General features: G+C 61.2%; 21 protein-coding genes and 1 pseudogene. 8 read left to right on the top strand and 14 right to left on the bottom strand.

All coding sequences use genetic code 11. The annotated features are described in order from the left end of the window. Window positions 1-5 precede the first annotated feature (5 nt). The gene (gene kdpA / locus OOJ09_RS30720) at window positions 6-1,709 is read right to left on the bottom strand and encodes a potassium-transporting ATPase subunit KdpA (RefSeq protein ID WP_269908808.1); all 1,704 of its coding nucleotides are present in this window, start codon (window positions 1,707-1,709) and stop codon (window positions 6-8) included. 34 nt (window positions 1,710-1,743) lie between these two features. Continuing rightward, on the bottom strand, window positions 1,744-1,833 hold the full coding sequence (gene kdpF, locus OOJ09_RS30715; RefSeq protein ID WP_091577964.1) for a K(+)-transporting ATPase subunit F: 90 nt from the start codon (window positions 1,831-1,833) through the stop codon (window positions 1,744-1,746). A 441-nt stretch (window positions 1,834-2,274) separates the two neighbouring features. Here kdpF and OOJ09_RS30710 point away from each other — a divergent pair, with 441 nt between their 5' ends. Continuing rightward, window positions 2,275-2,772 (top strand): ferritin-like domain-containing protein, encoded by a 498-nt coding sequence (locus OOJ09_RS30710; RefSeq protein WP_269908807.1) that lies wholly within the window; start codon window positions 2,275-2,277, stop codon window positions 2,770-2,772. A gap of 173 nt (window positions 2,773-2,945) precedes the next feature. On the opposite strand, the gene OOJ09_RS30705 is transcribed toward OOJ09_RS30710, so the two are convergent. Continuing rightward, on the bottom strand, window positions 2,946-3,665 hold the full coding sequence (locus tag OOJ09_RS30705) for a Crp/Fnr family transcriptional regulator (protein ID WP_269908806.1): 720 nt from the start codon (window positions 3,663-3,665) through the stop codon (window positions 2,946-2,948). A 236-nt stretch (window positions 3,666-3,901) separates the two neighbouring features. Here OOJ09_RS30705 and OOJ09_RS30700 point away from each other — a divergent pair, with 236 nt between their 5' ends. The 3 genes from OOJ09_RS30700 (at window position 3,902) to OOJ09_RS30690 (ending at window position 4,641) form a co-directional block, all read left to right on the top strand. After that, window positions 3,902-4,123: a DUF6894 family protein gene (locus OOJ09_RS30700; protein ID WP_269908805.1), complete on the top strand. Its 222-nt coding sequence runs from the start codon at window positions 3,902-3,904 to the stop codon at window positions 4,121-4,123. Between the two features lie 102 nt (window positions 4,124-4,225). Then, entirely contained in the window at window positions 4,226-4,459 is a 234-nt protein-coding gene (locus OOJ09_RS30695) for a hypothetical protein (protein WP_269908804.1), read from the top strand. Beyond that, complete coding sequence (locus tag OOJ09_RS30690; protein ID WP_269908803.1) at window positions 4,456-4,641, top strand: hypothetical protein; 186 nt, start codon at window positions 4,456-4,458, stop codon at window positions 4,639-4,641. Before OOJ09_RS30695 ends, OOJ09_RS30690 begins: the two co-directional genes overlap by 4 nt. A 153-nt stretch (window positions 4,642-4,794) precedes the next feature. Here OOJ09_RS30690 and OOJ09_RS30685 read toward each other — a convergent pair whose 3' ends face one another. Continuing rightward, the gene (locus OOJ09_RS30685) at window positions 4,795-5,097 is read right to left on the bottom strand and encodes a DUF982 domain-containing protein (RefSeq protein WP_269908802.1); all 303 of its coding nucleotides are present in this window, start codon (window positions 5,095-5,097) and stop codon (window positions 4,795-4,797) included. Between the two features lie 276 nt (window positions 5,098-5,373). Between OOJ09_RS30685 and OOJ09_RS30680 the strand changes: the two genes are divergently transcribed. Further along, entirely contained in the window at window positions 5,374-7,353 is a 1,980-nt protein-coding gene (locus OOJ09_RS30680) for an oleate hydratase (protein ID WP_269908801.1), read from the top strand. Between the two features lie 233 nt (window positions 7,354-7,586). Further along, window positions 7,587-8,291, top strand: coding sequence for a GNAT family N-acetyltransferase (locus OOJ09_RS30675; protein WP_269908800.1), 705 nt, complete (start codon window positions 7,587-7,589; stop codon window positions 8,289-8,291). Here OOJ09_RS30675 and OOJ09_RS30670 read toward each other — a convergent pair. The 10 genes and pseudogenes from OOJ09_RS30670 to OOJ09_RS30625 form a co-directional block, all read right to left on the bottom strand. Then, complete coding sequence (locus tag OOJ09_RS30670) at window positions 8,288-8,923, bottom strand: outer membrane protein (protein ID WP_269908799.1); 636 nt, start codon at window positions 8,921-8,923, stop codon at window positions 8,288-8,290. The two genes, OOJ09_RS30675 and OOJ09_RS30670, sit on opposite strands and share 4 nt — an antisense overlap. A 185-nt stretch (window positions 8,924-9,108) precedes the next feature. After that, window positions 9,109-9,283, bottom strand: a pseudogene (locus OOJ09_RS30665) (IS3 family transposase); the annotation flags it as partial. A gap of 63 nt (window positions 9,284-9,346) precedes the next feature. Continuing rightward, window positions 9,347-10,138: an SDR family oxidoreductase gene (locus OOJ09_RS30660; RefSeq protein ID WP_269908798.1), complete on the bottom strand. Its 792-nt coding sequence runs from the start codon at window positions 10,136-10,138 to the stop codon at window positions 9,347-9,349. A gap of 93 nt (window positions 10,139-10,231) precedes the next feature. Beyond that, window positions 10,232-11,176: a 3-keto-5-aminohexanoate cleavage protein gene (locus OOJ09_RS30655; protein WP_269908797.1), complete on the bottom strand. Its 945-nt coding sequence runs from the start codon at window positions 11,174-11,176 to the stop codon at window positions 10,232-10,234. Then, entirely contained in the window at window positions 11,176-12,159 is a 984-nt protein-coding gene (locus OOJ09_RS30650) for a 3-hydroxyacyl-CoA dehydrogenase NAD-binding domain-containing protein (protein ID WP_269908796.1), read from the bottom strand. Before OOJ09_RS30650 ends, OOJ09_RS30655 begins: the two co-directional genes overlap by 1 nt. Further along, a complete protein-coding gene (locus tag OOJ09_RS30645; RefSeq protein ID WP_269908795.1) occupies window positions 12,140-12,670 on the bottom strand; it encodes a cupin domain-containing protein in 531 nt (176 codons plus the stop codon). The genes OOJ09_RS30650 and OOJ09_RS30645 overlap by 20 nt, the downstream gene beginning before the upstream one ends. 24 nt (window positions 12,671-12,694) lie before the next feature. After that, window positions 12,695-14,725 (bottom strand): ABC transporter permease, encoded by a 2,031-nt coding sequence (locus OOJ09_RS30640; RefSeq protein WP_269908794.1) that lies wholly within the window; start codon window positions 14,723-14,725, stop codon window positions 12,695-12,697. Then, window positions 14,722-15,381, bottom strand: coding sequence for an ATP-binding cassette domain-containing protein (locus tag OOJ09_RS30635; protein ID WP_269908793.1), 660 nt, complete (start codon window positions 15,379-15,381; stop codon window positions 14,722-14,724). The genes OOJ09_RS30640 and OOJ09_RS30635 overlap by 4 nt, the downstream gene beginning before the upstream one ends. Next, window positions 15,297-16,238: an ATP-binding cassette domain-containing protein gene (locus OOJ09_RS30630; RefSeq protein WP_269908792.1), complete on the bottom strand. Its 942-nt coding sequence runs from the start codon at window positions 16,236-16,238 to the stop codon at window positions 15,297-15,299. Before OOJ09_RS30630 ends, OOJ09_RS30635 begins: the two co-directional genes overlap by 85 nt. A gap of 70 nt (window positions 16,239-16,308) precedes the next feature. Beyond that, window positions 16,309-17,430 (bottom strand): sugar ABC transporter substrate-binding protein, encoded by a 1,122-nt coding sequence (locus OOJ09_RS30625; protein ID WP_269908791.1) that lies wholly within the window; start codon window positions 17,428-17,430, stop codon window positions 16,309-16,311. 35 nt (window positions 17,431-17,465) lie between these two features. On the opposite strand from OOJ09_RS30625, the gene OOJ09_RS30620 reads away from it, so the two are divergent. Both OOJ09_RS30620 and OOJ09_RS30615 read left to right on the top strand, forming a co-directional pair. Beyond that, the gene (locus OOJ09_RS30620) at window positions 17,466-18,611 is read left to right on the top strand and encodes an AraC family transcriptional regulator (protein WP_269908790.1); all 1,146 of its coding nucleotides are present in this window, start codon (window positions 17,466-17,468) and stop codon (window positions 18,609-18,611) included. 367 nt (window positions 18,612-18,978) lie between these two features. After that, window positions 18,979-19,381: Arm DNA-binding domain-containing protein (locus tag OOJ09_RS30615; RefSeq protein ID WP_269908789.1), on the top strand; the 403-nt coding region annotated here is incomplete at its 3' end.

The following is a 19,381-nucleotide window of genomic DNA, read 5'->3' as shown; positions in this document are numbered from 1 at the left end:
CGGCTTCAGAAGGTCTGCCCATGGATCATGGCCAGGTGTTCGACGATCGGTCCGATCGCCAGCGCCGGGAAGAAGGTGAGACCGACGACGATCAGGATGACGCCGACCAGCAGCCCGACGAACAGCGGACCGTCGGTCGGGAAGGTGCCGGCCGAGGCCGGAACCGTCTTCTTCGCCACCAGCGAGCCGGCGATCGCCAAGGCCGGGATGATGACCAGGAACCGGCCCATCAGCATGGTGATGCCGAGCGTGATGTTGTACCAGGGCGTGTTGCCGGTCAGGCCGCCAAAGGCCGAGCCGTTGTTCGCCGCCGCCGAGGTATAGGCATAGAGTATCTCGGAGAAGCCATGCGGCCCGCTGTTGGCGATCGATGCCACGGCGCTTGGCAGAACCGCCGCAATGGCCGTGAACGTCAGCATCGCCAGCGGCAGGCACAGGATGGCGAGCATCGCCATCTTGACCTCCTTGGCCTCGATCTTCTTGCCGAGATATTCCGGGGTACGGCCGACCATCAGGCCGGCAACGAAGACCGCGACGACGATGAACATCAGGATGCCGTAGAAGCCGGCGCCGACGCCGCCGACGATGACTTCGCCGAGCTGCATGTTGACCATCGGGATCAAGCCGCCGATAGCCGTGAAGCTGTCATGCATGGCGTTGACCGCGCCGCAGGATGCGGCGGTGGTGACGACCGCGAACAGGGCCGACATGGCAATGCCGAAGCGGCTCTCCTTGCCTTCCATGTTGCCGCCGTCGATGCCAAGGGCATGGACGAGCGGATTGCCTGATGCTTCCGCCCAGTAACAGACGGCGACGCCGGCGATGAACAGGACGCCCATCGTGGCCAGGATCGCCCAGCCCTGGCGCTGGTTGCCGACCATGCGGCCGAACACGTTGGTCAACGCAGCGCCGAGCGCGAAGATCGTCACCATCTGGATCAGGTTCGAGATCGCGTCAGGGTTCTCGAACGGGTGCGCGGCGTTGGCATTGAAGAAGCCGCCGCCATTGGTGCCGAGCATCTTGATGGCGATCTGCGAGGCGACGGGGCCGACCGCGATCGTCTGCTGGGCGCCCTCGAGCGTCGTGGCGTTGACGTACGGGCCGAGCGTCTGCGGCATGCCGAGCCAGACATAGACAAGGGTCAGCACGATACAGAGCGGCAGCAGGATGTAGAGCGTGCAGCGGGTCATATCGACCCAGAAATTGCCGATCGACTTGACCGAGGCGCGGGCAAAGCCGCGGATCAGCGCGACCGCGATGGCGATGCCGACGGCCGCCGACATGAAGTTCTGCACGGTGAGGCCGGCCATCTGCACGAGGTAGGACATCGTGCCCTCGCCGCCATAGTTCTGCCAGTTGGTGTTGGTCACGAAGCTGACGGCGGTGTTGAAGGCGAGATTCTGTTCGACAGCGGTCATGCCTGCCGGATTGTAAGGCAGGACGCCTTGAAGCCGCTGCAGGAAATAAAGCACCAGGAAGCTGGCCAGGCTGAAGAACATGATGCCTGCCGCGTAGGTCGTCCAGTGCTGCTCTTCGCGCTCGCTGGTTCCCGAGATGCGATAAAGCCCGCGCTCAAGCGGGCCGAAAATCGGCGAAAGAAATGTCCGGTCGCCGTTGAAGACGCGGTACATGTAGCCGCCAAGCGGCTTCACCAGCAAAACGACGATCCCGCAGTAGACGAGGATCTGTAGCCATCCGTTGAGAGTCATTGAAGTAGCTTTCCGGGCCTTGCGCCAGTTGCGGTCAGAAGCGTTCTGGGCGAACGAGGGCGTATGTCAGGTAGGCGAGCAGGAACAAGGTCACACCGCCGCCGAGGATATAGTCGAGAAACATGTTTCGATCCTCCGGCTTAAAGAATGTCGCAGGCTTTGATGTAGGCGAAGGAGAGGGCGAAAAACAAAACCCCTATCCCGAGAACGACGATGTCCATCGTGCGTGTTCCTTATTTTCGTTTTATTTGCGCTTCGCATTGCATGCCTGCGGTCGGCAGGTCGAAACCATATGGAACTACTCCGTCGCGATAGATAAGCGCGACCGAGTTGTGTGTTGCCGGCGCAATATGGACCCGATCGCCATAAAGGTTCGAGACGGCGCGGGGTGGAAAGAAATAGGAATTTTATAAAGGTTTTGCCGGACGGCTCGTTGCCGTCAAAAGAGAGGGCGCCTGGCAAGGGGGCAGTTGTTTCGCGAAGCGCAACCCACTTTGGAGAAGCAGCGGAACAAATCCTCCAATGCGAGATTGTCGACCTGAGGGCCCCACCAAAGGAGATGACAATGGCAAAACAGAAAATGCTCGACGACCTGTTTCACGACACGCTGAAAGACATCTATTTCGCCGAAAAGAAGATATTGGCGACTTTGCCCAAAATGGCCAAGGCGGCACAAAGCGCCGACCTGAAAGCCGCCTTCGAGAAGCACCGCACCGAAACCGAGGGACATGTCGCCAGGCTGGAGAAGGTCTTCGGCGTCATCGGCAGGAAGCCCGCGGGCAAGACCTGCGCCGCCATCATGGGCATCACCGAGGAAGGCGCCGAGATCATGGAGGAGTACAAGGGATCCCCCGCCCTCGACGCCGGGCTGCTGGCTGCCGCGCAAGCGGTCGAGCACTATGAGATCTCGCGCTATGGCACGCTGAGGACCTGGGCCGGCGAACTCGGCCTCAACGAGGCGGTGACGCTTCTCGAAGCGACACTGAAGGAAGAGAAGGCCACGGACGAAGCGCTGACGCAGATCGCGGAGTCGGCCGTGAACGTCGCGGCCGAGGCCGCATAGATCCGCTAGGATCGGCGGCCGCGTCGGCAACGGCCTAAGGTATGTTGAGATTCAGGTCGGGCCGAGCCGAAAATGCCGGGTTTCGAGAACCGGAGCGGACATGAAGTCCATGAGCACCGGAAGCGCGGAAGCCCGGCGTTGCAAGCTGGCATCGCCTGAATCTCGACAACGCCTTAGCGCGGCTCACGCATCATGCTGAGATAGGTCGGATCGAACTCGGCGATTTCCTGCAGCCGATGCCAGTCGAGGATGGTGACCGTATGGTTTGCCCAGCTGACAACGCCGACCTTGCGCAAGGCGCCGATGACACGGTTCATATGCACGACCGAGAGACCGAGTACGTCGGCCAGTTCAGCTTGCGACAACGGCAGATGGAAGCTCATGCCATTTGTGCGTTCGACCACCTGCAGCCGCACGAACAGCTCGCAGACGAGATGGGCAAGATGCGATGTCTTGGAGCGTCGTCCCATCGCGACGATCCATTCGCGATGGATGGCGCCATCGACCAGCGTGTCCAGCCACAAGAGCCTGGTGAGGTGTGGCGCCTCCTCCGTGATCGCGCGAAGCTTGCTGTGTTCGGCGAAGATGACGTGACAGGGCGACAGCGCGACGATGCCGTGATCCATGGTCTTCAGCAGGAAGGCGTGGAGGTCGACGAAGTCGCCCGACACCTGCAATGAGGTGAACTGCCGGCCGCCATTCTCGAGCACCTTGTAGCGTGCCGCCAGCCCGTCGAGGATCAGCGTCGAGTAGGTCGGCCGCGATCCGGAAGCGACGATATCCTGCCCGATGGCAAAATGCCTCTCGAACGTCATCGCGCTGGCCAGCAGCGCTTTTTCGGCATCGGAAAGGGCGTCGTGCTGACCGAGGTTCAGATACAGGGGTTCAAGCACCGCAATCTCCAGCGAAGAGGCCTGAGGGCCGATCGCCAACTGTGTGTCGCAAGCCAGGAGCGGCTTCGGGTGCACTAGGCCTTCGGACGATACCGGGCATTAACATTTGTTAGAGTGCGCTTGTTCGCCGGCCAATGCCACTGCAGATGGAACAACAGCCCGGTTTGCAGATTGAAGGTTGAACCACTCAACGTTCCATCAAGCTCGGGTCCAGTGGGTAGATGCCAAGATATTTCATGGATCTCCACAGTTGCGACGGCCTCACGGTCGACGAAGAAGGGCAGCTGTTCGATACGCCCGAGCGGCTGCGGCGCGAGGCGGTCCGCATCCTGCCCGACATCATCCGCGACGAGATGCTCGACGGCGACGGCGCTGCCATCACCCTCGAGGTGCGGGACGAGAGCGGAAATCGCGTCCTCGTGGCATCGCTGGTCATCTCCACGCAGTGGTGCGACTGAGGATTTCTCAGCCCATGGCGAGACGAAATTGAGCCAGCCATCATTTGTAATCGCCAACGCTGCCACGCTGCCGCACCATCCCAGGCAGGAGGATGCATTGAGATGACGATGGTCCCGAAAATGACGCACCGGCAGATCGCGGCCCAATATATCGACAGCAGAAGAACGCTGGCGACGCCGATATCGACGAAGCATGCGTTGCAGGCGCTGAAATCGGCGATGCCGGACTGCGCCCTCTCCGACCAGGAGTTGGTGACCCTCGTGGCTGAGCTTGCCGTCGAGCACGGCAGGAGCGTTGATTTCGATATCCGGGCCGAAAAGGGCAGCGGCGAATGAAACGTGCGAAAGTTGATACGGAGCGCGATGAGCGCGCCAAGCGTGAATCGCAGATCGTGATCGCCGCCGAGCGGGCGGCCCGTGAAGAAAAGACGGCCAGGCTGAAAGCGCTGCGCCTTGCCGCGCAACAGGCGGACGAGCCCGCGTCCACGGCCCGCGAGCCGGTGCGCCGGCGCGGTTGATTGCCGCGCAAGGCGCACGGCCTGCTTCATCGACCCGACCATGGGGCTGCGTTCTGTTTGTAGGTCTCAAGGCGAAATCCCGGTCCGGCAAAGCCAAGCCGGGCTTTCCGTGGCGGCTGAGTTAGCCACCACGATAGGAAGCGGCATCAATCCTCATGCTGCGTAGCCACCATAGCCGCGGGCAACGGCGCGGGCGCCGACCACCGGTTCGATATCCGGCCAGAGAATGCCGGCCGCTTGCGCGAATTCGACCAGCGCATGGCGCGCCTGCTCGATGGTGACATAACCCGGAATGGCGAGGTCACATGCCTGCACCGCCTTGCGGTAAAGCGGACCCCGGCGGGAGGTCGTCCACTCGGTCAGGAAATCGTGCATTTCAGCCAGCGAGGCAATCTCGCGCTTGAAGCCGAGGCCGACGGTCAGTGCGACCGGTGAATAAAACAGCTTGTCGTGCATGAAGCGGGCTCCTGATTATCACAGCGCCTGGAGAGAAATCCGGGCTGATCCACGAACGGGACGCCGGGAAACGCATTGCGAGGCGGGAGGTTCCAGGCTGTGTTTGTGGTCGCTCCGCCACCAGAAGAGTTGGCTCCGGTCCACTTTGAGCCATCCAGCCCTAAGCTGCTCTCGGGTCCGTTGATCAATATCAATTAACATCTGGATATCATACGATATCCTCATCCATGAATTTCCGATCGCACCCCCCGGTGTCAATCAACGGAAGGCAAGACCATGGCCGAAGAAGCCTCCAGCCCGACTAAACCGGCTTCCGGCAAGCTCCTTATCGAAGCCAATGTAGGCGAAGGCTTCTGGCGCAAAGGCCCGAACAACACGCTTCCGCCGCCTGACATGGTGGGGCCCTACATGCGCAATCGTGCCGTTCCGGTCGAGCCCGTCGAAGGGCGCAAGGCCTGGATCATCGGCAGCGGCATCGCTGGGCTGGCCGCTGCCTTTTACATGATCCGCGACGGCGGCATGAAGGGTGAGGACATCACTATCCTCGACACGATGAACGTCGCCGGCGGCTCGCTCGATGGCGCCGGCAATGCGGAAGACGGCTACATCATCCGCGGCGGCCGCGAGATGAACTTCAACTACGACAATTTCTGGGACGTTTTCCAGGACGTGCCGGCGCTGGAACTGCCTGAAGGCTATAGCGTCCTGGACGAATATCGGCTGGTGAATGACAATGATGCGAACTGGTCGAAAGCCAGGCTCATGCACAAGCAGGGCCAGATCCGTGATTTTTCGACGCTGGGCCTGAGCAAATCCCACCAGTGGGAGATCGTCAAGCTGCTGCTCAAGCGCAAGGAAGATCTCGACGATATCACGATTGAGCAATATTTCAGCGAGAGCTTCCTCGAAACGAACTTCTGGTATCTCTGGCGGTCGATGTTTGCCTTCGAGAACTGGCAAAGCCTGCTGGAGGTGAAGCTCTACATGCATCGCTTCTTCGACGCGATCGACGGCCTGACTGACATGTCGGCCTTGGTATTCCCGAAATATAATCAGTATGACAGCTTTGTCGTGCCGCTGACCCGCCTTCTAAAAGAGAAAGGCGTCAAGCTGCAGTTCGACACCCGGGTCCATGACCTCGACATGATCGAAGGAGCCGGTGGCCGCACCGTGGTCGCGATCCGCAGCGAGCGAGGTGGCAAGGACGAGAGCATCGCCATCGGTCCGAAAGATGTGGTCTTTGCGCTCACTGGCTCGATGACCGAGGGAACGGCTTACGGCGACATGGACTTGGTCCCGGTTCTTGCTCGTGGCAACACTGAGCCGGGCGAAGACAGCGACTGGACGCTGTGGAAGAACCTGGCGCGGAAATCACCGGTCTTTGGCAAGCCGGAGAAGTTCTACGGCAATGTCAGGGGCTCGATGTGGGAATCGGCGACGCTGACCTGCAAGCCTTCACCCTTCGTCGACAAGCTGAAGGAACTGTCGGTCAACGATCCTTATTCGGGCAGGACTGTCACGGGCGGAATTATCACATTCACCGACTCGAACTGGGTGCTGAGCTTCACCTGCAACCGTCAGCCCCATTTCCCGACCCAGCCCGACGATGTGCTGGTGCTGTGGGTCTATGCACTGCTGATGGACAAGGACGGCAACTACGTCAAAAAGCCGATGCCTGATTGCACCGGCCGGGAAATCCTGGCGGAGCTCTGCTATCATCTGGGCATCGTTGACCAGCTTGACGAGATTGCGGCCAATACCAAGGTCCGCCTGGCGCTGATGCCTTATATCACGGCGCAGTTCATGCCGCGCGCGGCGGGTGACCGTCCTCGCGTCGTGCCCGAGGGCTGCACGAACTTGGCCCTGCTGGGGCAATTCGTGGAAACCAGCAACGACATCATCTTTACGATGGAATGTTCGGTGCGCACGGCGCGCATCGGTGTCTATACGCTGCTGGGTCTGCCCAAGCAGGTCGCCGATATCAGCCCCACGCAATATGATATCCGCAACCTGCTGAAGGGGGCGCGCGCGCTCAACAACAATGAGCCGTTCCCAGGCGAGCGGCTGCTGCATCGCCTGCTCGACAAGACCTATTACGCTCATATCCTTCCGCCCCTGCCCGAACAGGAGGAAACCATCCGCGAGCGTGCGGAAGCCGAGCTGTCCGCGCTTCTGGGCAAGGGAAGCCAGGCGCTCGGCACGGTCTTCGGCTGGCTCGACCAGTTGCGGGATGGGCTACGGAACATATCGAAATAGCGAAAAACCGGAAGGGAAGCGATGCGCGCCGCTTTCTTTCTGCTCAAAGCCGGCTTGAGACGCGGGAACGCCTGTCGCCCGCGTTGTGCACGCAGGCATCGTACCTTTGCGACAAGGCAGCATATTCTGACGCCCAATCGAACGAAATGTGGGCCCTCGGCTGGCGGCCGGCGCGCCCACCAGTCATAAGATTTTGCAATCGGTGCAAGTTTGAGTTCGGAGTGAGTCCGCACATGCCCAAAATGCCTCAGGCCGGCCAACGCGCGAATTTTCCACCGGCAGCCCCAACTCAGAAGCCGATCCTTGTCGACCGATCCGGCGAAAGCTGTCGAATTCGCACCTTGCGGCCAGGCGAAGTCAATGAGCGCTTCGCGCGCTGGCTAGCCGATCCCGCCGTCGCTGCGGGATTAAACATGACTGCTGCGCCGCTAGGCCTCGAATCGTTTCGCGCATATGTCGGAAGTTTCGACAACGTGCGGCGTAACTTGCTGGCGATCCGCACTCTGGATGGTAACGAGCCGATCGGCTTGATCATGACGGAAATTGATCCTCGCCACCGCGTTGGGTCGCTACACCTGATAGTCGGTGATGCGGCACATCGGCGGCTTCAGATTTCGTTCGAAGCGACGCGTATCGCGATCTGGCACATGTTCATTGAACGCGGGATGGAGAAACTGATGTTCGAGCCGCTCGCCCGCAATCAGGCAGCGGTGACCGCATGTCGGCTTGGGATGCTGCGCCAGGAAGGCGAACTGCTCGCGCACAGGCTCGATTCCAAAACTGGCGAGCGACTGGATCAGTTGATCTTCGCGCTTACGCTTGACGAGTTCAAAAACCGGGTACGTGCGGTGGCAAAACTTCCCGTTTTCGAGGGACCGGACCTGAGGCGAAACTTCGTGCGCGAAATAGCCAGGTCGTATGGCCGTAAGCAGACTTAGAACCGGTACGAAATTCCGAAGTTCAAGGTTCCGAATCTCGGTTTGAAGTCAATGGAGTTGGCGACCTCCACCTTGTCAAAAAGGTACTCGACATATTCTGTTTTGAATGACCAGTTCGGTGCGAAGACATATTCCGCACCAGCGCCAAATGCGCCACCAACCAGCGTCTTGTTCACTGTTTCGGTCCCGCCGAACGCGAAATCCGCCGACGTTTCAACACGGGTGACCGCGACACCTGCCGTGCCGTAGAGCAACAGCTGGTCCGAAGCCAGGAAACCCGCGCGTGCACGCGCCGACGCGACCCAGTCCAGATCGTAGGTATAGGAATTGGTCTTGCCGCCGAATAGTGGGTCTATTGCCGTCTGGTCATGAAAGCCGAGGAAGTCGAAGCTCGCCACGCCGCCATATACAAACTGGCCAGACTGCCAATCGTGACCGACAAAAACACCACCGACAAATGCACTCTCGTTGAAGTCCGAACCGCTTACGGTGGAACCGCCTTCAAAACCCGGGTGTGAAAATCCTGCCCCGACTTCGGCCCCAGCATAGTAGCCGGTCCAGTTGACGTCTTGCGCATTTGCTGGCGCGACAAGAGCCGCAAGAGCAACGGATGCGTAGAAAACCTTGATCATGAAATGCCCCAACCGAACCCCACCATAATCGCACGGCATCGAAAAAGCTGTAGCAATGCCGTCACAGTCCGTCACTCATATCGGCATCTTGCGATGAGCGGTCGCAGACACCGGGGTAGTGGCCCGAGGAAGCGCCTGATCCAAGCCTATCTTGCGATCGGAGTTTCGGCGAACGGAGGAACAGGCCGCCGTTCCGACAGGCCCATGGCGGCCTGCAGATGCGCGACGGCTTCGCGCTTGGCGGCGGGCCCTACCATTTTTTGACAGAACCTCCTTCAGCGCCGCCGCTTCCTGCATCTGGTCGGCCAGCAGCTTCTTCCGCTTTGCGTTCTCGTCCTCCAGAGCCTTCAGGCGCTTGGCGATTTCAAAGGGTTAGGTGGATACCACGCGGCTTTGCCGAATCCGCCTCTGTGCGCCCTCAGGCTACAGATATTCGACGTTGCCATCGACACTGATGGCTTGACCGCTGATGTTGCGGGCCTGGTCGGAGGCAAGGAAAAGCGCCAGGTTTGCCACGTCCTCGGCCTCAACCATTCTTCGCAGAGAGATCTTCGAGAGAAACGACTGGCGCATTTGGTCGAGAGGTACACCCAGTGCTTCCGCGCGATCCGCGATCACCTTGTCGATGCGTGGCCCCGTGACGGCGCCAGGCAGGATCGCATTGGCCCGAATTCCCTGCGGTCCAAGCTCGATTGCCAGCGATTTGACAAGGCCGACGATTGCCCACTTTGTTGCGGCGTAGGGCGTCCGGTGGCCATAGCCAAGGCGGCCAGCCACCGAACTGATGGCGAGAACAGAGGGATTTCTCTCGGATGCCTTGAGGAGGGGAAGGCACCGCTTCAGGAAATGAAAATGTGATTTCAGATTGACGTCGATCGTCCGTTCGATGTCGGCCTCGTCGAGCCTGTCGAGTTCGCCTGTCGGTCCGGCGATCCCGACATTGTTGACCAGGAGATCAAGGCCTTTGAACTGGCTGACCACATCGGCAACGACCCGATCCACGTCCTCGACAAGGGACGCATCCCCCTGGCTGCCAACCAGCCCCGAGTTTGCCTTGACGACGCTTTCCACATTCGCGCCAACCAGATCGGTTACGTGGACCTGGGCACCAGCCGAAAGCAGCCTTTCGGCGATGGCCCGGCCGATGCCGCTGCCGCCTGCCGTCACCAGCACGCGAAGGCCGCGCACCTCAAGTGTACACGCTGATCTGGCCAACTGGTCCTCCTTGGACATGGCTCGCACCGCACGTCTTTCCATGGAACCTTCAGGCTCGATTGGGCGACCGTCCGTTGCGGAAATTGTTCTGTGTCAGGTACGGTCCTGAATCGCGACCCGGTCCCTGCCCTTGAGCTTGAGGAGGTCCCTCGCTTCGCCCGGCGTCGCGACCTGCAAACCAAGGTTCTCGATGATCGTCCGGATCTTGTTCACCTGCTGAGCGTTGGAGAGGGCGAGTTGACCTCGCTCGATGTAGAGGCTGTCCTCTAGGCCGACACGGACATGGCCGCCCCGCATCGCCGCTTCGGTCGCGAAAGGAATCTGGCTTCGGCCCACCGCCAGGACCGACCATTGACAGGCGTCGCCGAAGAGACGGTCTGCCGTCGCCTTCATGAACGCCAGGTTCTCCCATTCCGCGCCGATTCCGCCCAGCACGCCAAAAATGGTCTGTAGGAGAAAAGGCGGCTCCACCAGCTTGCGATCGACGAAGTGTGCGAGGTTATAAAGGTGTCCCACGTCATAGCATTCGTGTTCGAAACGCGTGCCATGCCCCTTGCCGAGGAGTTCTATGATGCGTTCTATGTCCCTGAACGTGTTGCGGAAGATAAAGTCCTGCGTCCCGCGCAGGTAGGGCTGCTCCCACTCATGCAGCCAGGGGTGCTGGCGTTCGGCGAGCGGGAAGATTCCGAAGTTCATCGAACCCATGTTCAAGGAACACATTTCCGGCCTGAACCGCAGCGGGGCCTCGAGCCGTTGGTCGACGGTCATGGTCAGTCCGCCACCGGTGGTAAGGTTGATGATCGCGTCCGTCGCTTCGTAAATCCGAGGCAGGAACTTCGCGTAGACGGCCGGGTCCGGGGTGGGTCGACCCGTTTCAGGGTCGCGCGCATGAAGATGCAGGATAGTCGCCCCGGCCTCCGCCGCTTCGATGGCCGATGCGGCGATCTGGTCCGGCGTGATCGGCAGGTATGGCGACATGCTGGGTGTGTGGATGGCGCCGGTGATCGCGCAGCTGATGATGACCTTCGGCGACTTCATCAACCGGCCCCCTCCGTTTGTGCTGGGGTCGACCGCGCGATCAGGAGCGCCTGCAATCGTCGATCGCGGTCCGCGGCGATTTCGGCGACGTTTCGTCCCGCCACCGCTTTGTCCACCGCTTCCACAACGAGGGCCTGCAGGGCGGGGTCGAGGATCGGCCCGCCGAGTTCAGCCCACAGGCGCTGCTGAAGGGGAGCGAACTGCTGCATGAAGCCGCGAATGCCGTTTCGCCCGCCGGCAAGGTGATAGGTGAGGAACGGCCCCATCAGCGCCCACCGCAGACCTGGCCCTTCTGTGACCGCCCTGTCGATGTCCTCGGCCGACGCCACGCCGCTCTCGAGCAGATGGATCGCCTCGCGAAAGATCGCCGCCTGAAGCCGGTTGGCGACGTGACCGTATATCTCCTTGTTGAGCCGTATCGTTGCCTTGCCCAGCCGGCGGTACAAACGCTCGGCCAGGTCGATGGCCCAAGCCTCGGTCTGCTCGCCGCCGGCGAGTTCCACCAGGGGGATGAGGTGGGGCGGATTGAAAGGATGGCCCAGAACGACGCGCTGCGGCCGCGTGCAGGCCTTTTGTATGGCCGTGATGGATATCGCCGAGGTGCTGGATGCGATCACGACGTCAGGCCTTGCGACCGCGTCGATCTGCGAGAGCAGAACGACCTTCTCGGGTTCGCGCTCGATGGCGTTTTCCTGCACGAAGTCCGCGTCACGACAACAGTCTTCCAAGCTTGCGGAAAAGCGCAGCACGCCCTTGCGAGACGTCTTGCCGCCACGATCGAGCGACGGCAGGGTCTGGTCTACTCCGGAGCGCAACGCGGCTTCCGCTTCCGGACGCACATCCGTTGCCGTCACGTCGAAACCGTTGGCCAGAAACAGGGCCGCCCAGCTGATGCCGATGGTCCCCGTACCAACGACGGCGATATGGCGGATTTCGTCAGCATTCACTGCCAGGTCTCCCTTCTCAGCGTTCGTATTGGGCATCGACGAGCACGGCCAGAAGGAGTGCGTCCTCAGTGCCGCGATTGACCCAGGCGTGGTTGGTGCCCCGCTGGACCACCACGTCGAATGGCTTGAGGTCGCGCTCCTCCTTGTCCAGCACGAGCGTGATCTGGCCGGAGAGCAGCACGATGTAGTCGGTGGTTGGTGAGCGATGCATGGTTTCGTGCCGGGAGGTGTCCGGCTGGAGGTGTGCCGAGCCCATGGCCGCGAACCAGTCCCGAGCCGCTTTTTCTCGCTCGGCCGGGGACAAATGGGCGGATTCGGATTCGGGCTCGATCTGGAAGAAGCGGAAGACGGTGCCGCCCGGCGGCGGCTCGATACCGCGCGACCGTCTTGCAAGATCCTCGGGGGTCTTGTGATCGTGCCGTCCGGGCTCGGTCCGCCACAATTCGGTGAGCACCGTGATCGTATGGTCGGCGATCCCGTCGAAAAGAACCTCCGATTTGCCGCTCGCGTCGTCCGCCGTGACGATCCGCCTGACCTGCTTGAGCATATTGTCCTCCTCCTGTTGGATGGTTCACGCCTGGTTTTCGCGCAGGCCGATGACCGCACCCAGGATCACCAGCCCGAAGATCACATTCCGGATGGCGACTGGCAGCAGCATGCCCTGCAGGACGGTCGTCAGGGCGGTCAGCAGCAACGCTCCGCCAAAAATGCCAAGGTAAGTCCCCCGCCCGCCGCTCATCGCGACACCGCCGATCACGATCACGGCGATCGACGGCAGGAGGTATGGCGTGCCCATGTCGATGAAGGCCTGTCCGCTGAAGCCGGCGAGCATGATGCCGACGACAGCCGAGCACAGACCACTCAAGCCATAGGCCGCGATCTGGACCCGGCCAACGCTCACCCCTGAAAACCTGGCGACAAGCGGGCTGCTGCCAACCAGATAGAGGCGCCTGGCATACACGGTGCGCCCGAGCAGAAAGGAGGCGCAGATGACAAACAGCATCAGTCCGTACACCACGGGCGTAAGCCCAAGGATCTTGCCGGTCATGAACCAGCTTACGACGCCCGGCGGTACACCACGCGGCGTGCCGTCGGTCATCACAAGCGTGGCGCCATCGATGATGCCGTTCATGGCAAGCGTCATGATGAGGGGATGAATCCCAAGAATTCCGACGCCGATGCCGCTGACGGAGCCGATGAGGGCGCCGAGAAGCGCAACCCCGACCAACAGCGTTATCGAACTCGAGCCGGGCGCGTTCCACTCGCAAAGCAGCACCCCGCTGAACGTGATCATGGCCGGGACCGAGAGATCGAGCCCGCCGCTGATGACAACGGTGCCTTGGCCCAGTCCAAGAACGGCAAGGAAAGAGCCCAATACGAGGAGCGTGTTCACATAGATTTCCACGCTCAGCCGACCGTGGAACATCGCGGCGGTGACCAGAAGCAGGACGGCCAGGCCAAGATAGGTCGGCACTGTGAAGCGCAACGCCGAGCGGTGCCGTCGCAGCCACCGCGCCACCGGGTTGGCGGGCAGGGTCTCATCGTTACGCGTGTGCGTGGAAGGAGCGACGGCGGGACGATCGAAGCGTGGCATGCCGGCGCTTCGTTTCTGAACAACAATCCAGGCCGTCGCCATCACTTCCCGGATCCGTGGCACCGAATTGGCGAGCACGGCCATGATAAGTAATCCTCCTTCCACGATCGTCGCGTAGAAGGTGGGTACGTTGAACACCAGCAGCAGATTGACGATCAGCATGACAGTGAATGCGCCGAGGACCGTTCCGACGCAGCCGCCTCGCCCGCCGGCGAACGAGGTCCCGCCCAGCACGACAGCCACAAAGACCGGAAGCAGCATCGGAGGCCCAACAGTCGGATCCCCCGACCCTGTCTGGGCGGTGAGGAAAACGCCCGCCGCCCCATAAAACGTGCCCGCGATCACATAGACCAGCATCCGGGTCAGGGGAACCGGCACGCCCTTCGATCGGGCCGCGTCCGGATCGCTGCCAACCGCGTAGATGTAGGTGCCCAGGCGCGTGTTGCGGAGCAGCGCCCAGACGACCAGAGCGAGCAGGATGACAACCGCTGGTGCCTGGATAAGCCCCGGAATGGCGTCACCGATGAGGAAATTCGAGAAGGCCGGCGGCACCGCCCCGCCAGGCTGCTCGAGGACGAGCAGCGTCAGCCCTTCGACGATGAACATCGTGGCAAGCGTCACGATGATCGAAGGCAGCCGGAACAGGACGATGAAGACCGCATTGAACAGGCCAGTGGCTGTGCCGGCCAGAACCCCGGCCAGGCTCCAGCCGATCATCGACAGGGAGCTGTCGCCCATATTGGCGGCGGCAAGGCAGTTCGACAGGGAGATAACCGCGCCGACCGACAGGTCGAGGCCGCGAATGAGGACGACGATTGTCGCTCCCATAGCCGCCAGCGCCAAGGTGGCGGTGCTCGAGAAGGTGTTGCTCACGTCGTAGTAGCTGAACGTCTGCTGCAGGTTCAGATTGAGGACGCCGAAGACGCATGCCAGCGTCGCCAGGGCTATCAGCATCCCATCGTTGCGACGCACGAACCGCAGCAAATCGTTGGAGCCGCGCAAGGTCATGCGACTGCCCGCGCGTGTTCACCGGAGCCCAGCATCCAGGCCCCAACGGTCTCTTCTGTTGCCTCGCCATGGGCGAGGTCCGCGTTGATCTGGCCGCGATAGAGAACGGCTATGTGGTCGCACAGGCCGATCAGTTCCGGCACCTCCGTGGAATGAAGCAGAACGCCGCCGCCGCCCTCCGCAAAGCGCCTCAGGATGCCGTAGATCTCATGCTTGGTGCCGACGTCGACGCCACGCGTGGGATCGAATGCCAGCAGTATGCGGCAATTTGTCAGCAGCCATTTGGCCAGCACCATTTTCTGCTGGTTGCCGCCGCTGAATTCCGCGGCGGTCTGGTGGAGCGCCCGGGGATGCAGGTTGACGGCGGAAAACGCGTCATCGACGCGAGCTCTTTCGGTGGCGGTATCGACGACGCCCAGCCGCGAAAATTCGGAGACGATCGGGATCGATGCGTTTTCGGTGCCGCTCCGATGGAGGGCCAAGCCCTGGATTTTTCGGTCTTCCGGGACGTAGCCGATGCCGACATCGATCGCATCGGACGGACCGGCGAAATGCGCCTGTTGCCCGTTGATCAAGATGGTTCCGCCCAGCACCCGTTCAGCGCCAAAAAGAGCGTTGAACAGTTCCAGCTGCCCCATTCCCTGCAGCGCGGCCACGCCGACGATTTCACCTGGCCGGACGTCAAGCGTGACGGACTCCAGCTGACGTCCCGCCTTGAGGTCTCGCGCGGAAAGCAGCGGTTGCGCCGGGAGAGCGACGCATTTCGGGCTGGGAAGGTTACCTGAACGGACCGGCCCATAATGTGCTTGAACACCGCTTCGTCGCCGATCTCGCCGACCGCGAAGCTTCCCACATGGCGCCCATTGCGCAGAATGGCCATGCGGCCGCAGAATTCATGAACTTCCGGCATGCGATGCGTGACGAGAATGACCGTCGTGCCGGCCGTCTTGAGGGCTTGGATTCGGCGCCCCAGCCATTCCACATCGCCCTTCGAAAGCGCCGCCGTAGGCTCGTCGAGGATCAGCAGGCGGGGCTTGCGGGCAATCGCCCGCGTAATTTCGACCTTCTGGCGCAGGGAAAGATCCAGTTCCCGCACCGGTGTGCGCGGATCGATATCCTCGATCTCGAACTCTTTTCCGATGGCGGCGACCTGGTCGCGAGCGGCCTTTCGGTCAAGCAGAAACCCGAAGTGCCGCGGCTGGTTAGGCAGCAGAAGATTGTCGGCGACACTCAGGTCGGGAACCAGCGGAATCTCCTGGAATGCCGTTTCGATGCCGAGAGCGCTGGAACTGGACCGGTCGGCGAAAATAGCCTGCTGGTCGAACAGGGTTATGGTCCCGCGATCCGGGCGAGCAAGACCGCTGAGAATCTTGACAAGCGTCGACTTGCCCGCGCCGTTTTCGCCCAGCAGCGCATGAACGGCCCCGGCTTCGAATGCCAGGCTGACGTCGGCCAGGGCCGTCGTCGATCCATAAGTTTTCGTAACCCCGTCGAGACGGACAGCGTCGGACATCGCAGCGGCACTCGGAATTGAGACTGAGGGGAGTCGGGTGGCGCCATGAGGCGCCACCCGTGTCGGCCTGTCAGTTCGTCTCGGGCTGTCCCACCAACGCCGCCTGGAACCCGACTTCGGGTGTGGCCGGGTTCAGGATGTTCGCGAACCATCCCGAAGGAACCAGGCCGGGATCGAAGACATTGCAGCCTTTCGACAGTTCGTCGAAACTGCCTGTCTGGCACAGCTTGGCATTGTCCGCGGTGACGGCCTCCAGTGGCATCATCGTGAGCTTGTCGACTTTCTTGCCCTTGAGAACGTCCATCGCGAGCTTCAGGGCCATCGCGCCGGCACCCGGATGGCTCTCGAGCGAAATGCCCGGCGCTCCCTGAGGCGAATAGGCTCCTGTCGCGTCCGCAATGCTGCCCTTCGGAAGCATCATGACACGCATACCGTTGCTGCCTTCGGTGCCGCACGGGATGAGGGTCTTGCTGTTGGCCTCCATCTGGAGGGTCCATATCTGGATGCAGGCCGCCGCTCCCCACGCTCCCTGGATATCGTCCCAACTCATGGTCGCCATGGCCTCGCTGACGGCCTTGCGCGCGACCGCCTGGGACCACATGCCGTTCGGTTCGGCGACGATCTTGATATCCGGATATTTCGCGAACACCGCGCGGGCGGCCTTGTTGCGGTCGGTGTCCACCGACGTACCGGGCACTCCGGTCACGAAGATCAGGTTACCCTTGTGATCCATCTTGTCGGCGACCCACTGAGCGCTTTTGGTGGCGAGTTCGGTCTGGTCGGTGACGACATTGTATGCGCATGGCTCCGTGACGGAGCTGTCGTACGCGAATACGACGACGCCCTTGTCGCATGCGTTCTTGATCGCTGGATTAAGCGCGGTCGGCGAGATCGGATACACGATGATGGCGTTTGCGCCCGCCTGCACCATCGCGTTGATCTGCTGGATCTGCTTCTGGGCCACCGGCCCGGCGACCTGGATCCGCAGATCGACCTTGTCCGCGTGGGCCTTGGCCATGGCGGCGACCATGTTCTGAGCTTCGGCCTGCCAATCGTTGCCGACGTAACTCATGCTCAGAAACACCTTGTAGTGTTTCGAATCCTGAGCCGATGCCTGTGTCGCGATGAATCCCATCGCAAGAGAGGCGACGCCGCACAACGCGGCGCGCCATGCGTTAAGCAAAGTGCGCATTTGGGTTCTCCTCCCCTGTTTAGCGCTCCTAGTCTGTGTCGGAGTTGATCCAGCCGGGAGGCGCCAAGGGGACATGGATAGGGTGTTTAGAGGACAATTACCTGTTAAATGACTCGTCTGTTGGCTATCGTCGCCAAGGGAGGACTCCAATGGCCAACCCGGTCTTTGCGCCTTACAAGCTTTTTGCCCTCGTCCAGGGAGCGAAGGATTTTGGCCTGACCGCAACGGAAGTCCTGAAGGGGACTGACTTGCGGGAGGACATGCTCGACGACGGCAAGGTCCACAACTCTGTTCGGCAATATCTCATCGCTTGCGAGAACGTCATCCGACGCTGCGACGACCTGCTTCTGCCGCTGCGCGTCGGCAAATCCATCCACCTGTCCGCCTATGGCCTGTACGGATTTGCATTGCTTTCGAGCGCAACGGTTCGCGCGGGCTTCGATTTTGCCGTCCGCTACCATTCGCTCGCCACGCCAATGTTCTCGATCGCCTGGCACATCGACGCAGGGCATTTCGTCTGGACCTTCCCCGACGAAGGACGGCTGGGTTACTCACGGCCTCTACGCCGTTTCCTGCTGGCTCAGCAGTTGGGCCAGCACGTGACCCATGTCCACGACATCGCGCATGTCGAACGCGAGCCCATCTGGATCGACGTGGCGTTCGAAAAACCGGCCAGGCCTGGAATCTTCGAGCAGGAACTGGGCTACGAGGTTCGATTCGGAAAATCCTCGACCGCTATCGTTTACGACATGTCGATCCTGGACGATCGGCCGCCGATGACCAATCCGGTCACGCACGCCATGCTGCGGGAAACCTGCGAGGGTCTGATCGGCGCTGTTGAATACGGCGGCGGGCTCGCCGGGCAGGTTGCGCGGCTGATCATGGAAAGCCCCGCTCCCGTCACCAATATGGAGTGGGTCGCCGACCGGCTGGCGATAACGCCCCGAACCCTGCGGCGGCGGTTGGCCGAGCAGGGCACGACGTTCTCCGCCATCTCCGACCAGGTCCGCAGCGAACTCGCCAAGAAGTACCTCGAGGCTGGCGGCTTTTCGGTTGCAGACATCGGCGATCTGCTCGGATTTTCCGATACCAAGAATTTTCGGATGTTCTTCCGGCGCTGGAACAACATTTCACCCAAAGGCTATCGTGAAAGCATAAACAGGCGTGAGAATGCTGCGTGAGGAGACCCCAGCAAGCCATTCCCGCAAACTACGTGGTGTGACGCCCCTGCACGCCACGATTCATCACCGACAAGCAGTCGTCCAGAGAATGCCTGTGACAACCCATTTAATCCACACAATTATGTGGGGCGAAAAGTGGGTCAACGACGCCCGCATAAAAATTTATAATTGATTTCAGCAACTTGCCAGGGCAACTGGCGGAGAGAGCGGCCGCCATCGCGCTGTCGCAGCGTGTCTATATCGGTCTTGAATAGGCATTCGTTTTCAATGTGTTGCGCGAATTGCAACAATGATCCTGTCTTGTCTCGTCGCATCTAGTCGTGATAGATCGCATCTGTTTTGGCGGGTACGATGACGGGTAAGGGAAATGCCTAAGAAAGCGAAGGACCTCACTGCGCTTGAGGTGGCTAGACTACGCCATCCAGGCAAGGGCGGGAACGTAGTGTTTGCAGCGGGCAACGTCGCCGGCTTGCTATTGCAATGCACTCCATCAGGTGCGCGTACGTGGCTCCTTCGGACGCTGGTTGGCACAAAACGCCGTGAAATTGGCCTTGGCGGCTATCCTGACGTGCCGCTCGCGGACGCCATTCGCCGCGCCCGCGACACGAAGGATAAAATCCGCAACGGCGTCGATCCGGTAGAGGAACGGAAAGCTGCTCGCGCCGCTCTCGCCGCACAGCAGGCGCGAGGCCTGACGTTTAGTGATGCGGTGGATCGATATCTTGCCGCCAAGCTCGATGCCTTCAAAAACGCGAAGCATCGGGCGCAAT

The organism is Mesorhizobium qingshengii (genome assembly GCF_027563465.1).
Lineage (GTDB): Bacteria > Pseudomonadota > Alphaproteobacteria > Rhizobiales > Rhizobiaceae > Mesorhizobium > Mesorhizobium qingshengii_A.
The sequence above is the reverse complement of the archived record's forward strand: the minus strand, read 5'-3'. Positions and strand labels throughout refer to the sequence as shown.

Excerpts from the sequence above, each read along its gene's own strand:
- OOJ09_RS30685 (WP_269908802.1), bottom strand. The coding sequence starts at position 5,097 with ATGCACGACAAGCTGTTTTATTCACCGGTCGCACTGACCGTCGGCCTC.
- OOJ09_RS30710 (WP_269908807.1), top strand. The coding sequence starts at position 2,275 with ATGGCAAAACAGAAAATGCTCGACGACCTGTTTCACGACACGCTGAAA.
- OOJ09_RS30690 (WP_269908803.1), top strand. The coding sequence starts at position 4,456 with ATGAAACGTGCGAAAGTTGATACGGAGCGCGATGAGCGCGCCAAGCGT.
- kdpA (WP_269908808.1), bottom strand. The coding sequence starts at position 1,709 with ATGACTCTCAACGGATGGCTACAGATCCTCGTCTACTGCGGGATCGTC.
- OOJ09_RS30645 (WP_269908795.1), bottom strand. The coding sequence starts at position 12,670 with ATGCTCAAGCAGGTCAGGCGGATCGTCACGGCGGACGACGCGAGCGGC.
- OOJ09_RS30700 (WP_269908805.1), top strand. The coding sequence starts at position 3,902 with ATGGATCTCCACAGTTGCGACGGCCTCACGGTCGACGAAGAAGGGCAG.
- kdpF (WP_091577964.1), bottom strand. The coding sequence starts at position 1,833 with ATGTTTCTCGACTATATCCTCGGCGGCGGTGTGACCTTGTTCCTGCTC.
- OOJ09_RS30675 (WP_269908800.1), top strand. The coding sequence starts at position 7,587 with ATGCCCAAAATGCCTCAGGCCGGCCAACGCGCGAATTTTCCACCGGCA.
- OOJ09_RS30670 (WP_269908799.1), bottom strand. The coding sequence starts at position 8,923 with ATGATCAAGGTTTTCTACGCATCCGTTGCTCTTGCGGCTCTTGTCGCG.
- OOJ09_RS30650 (WP_269908796.1), bottom strand. The coding sequence starts at position 12,159 with ATGCCCAATACGAACGCTGAGAAGGGAGACCTGGCAGTGAATGCTGAC.
- OOJ09_RS30680 (WP_269908801.1), top strand. The coding sequence starts at position 5,374 with ATGGCCGAAGAAGCCTCCAGCCCGACTAAACCGGCTTCCGGCAAGCTC.
- OOJ09_RS30695 (WP_269908804.1), top strand. The coding sequence starts at position 4,226 with ATGACGATGGTCCCGAAAATGACGCACCGGCAGATCGCGGCCCAATAT.
- OOJ09_RS30625 (WP_269908791.1), bottom strand. The coding sequence starts at position 17,430 with ATGCGCACTTTGCTTAACGCATGGCGCGCCGCGTTGTGCGGCGTCGCC.
- OOJ09_RS30655 (WP_269908797.1), bottom strand. The coding sequence starts at position 11,176 with ATGAAGTCGCCGAAGGTCATCATCAGCTGCGCGATCACCGGCGCCATC.
- OOJ09_RS30640 (WP_269908794.1), bottom strand. The coding sequence starts at position 14,725 with ATGACCTTGCGCGGCTCCAACGATTTGCTGCGGTTCGTGCGTCGCAAC.
- OOJ09_RS30630 (WP_269908792.1), bottom strand. The coding sequence starts at position 16,238 with ATGTCCGACGCTGTCCGTCTCGACGGGGTTACGAAAACTTATGGATCG.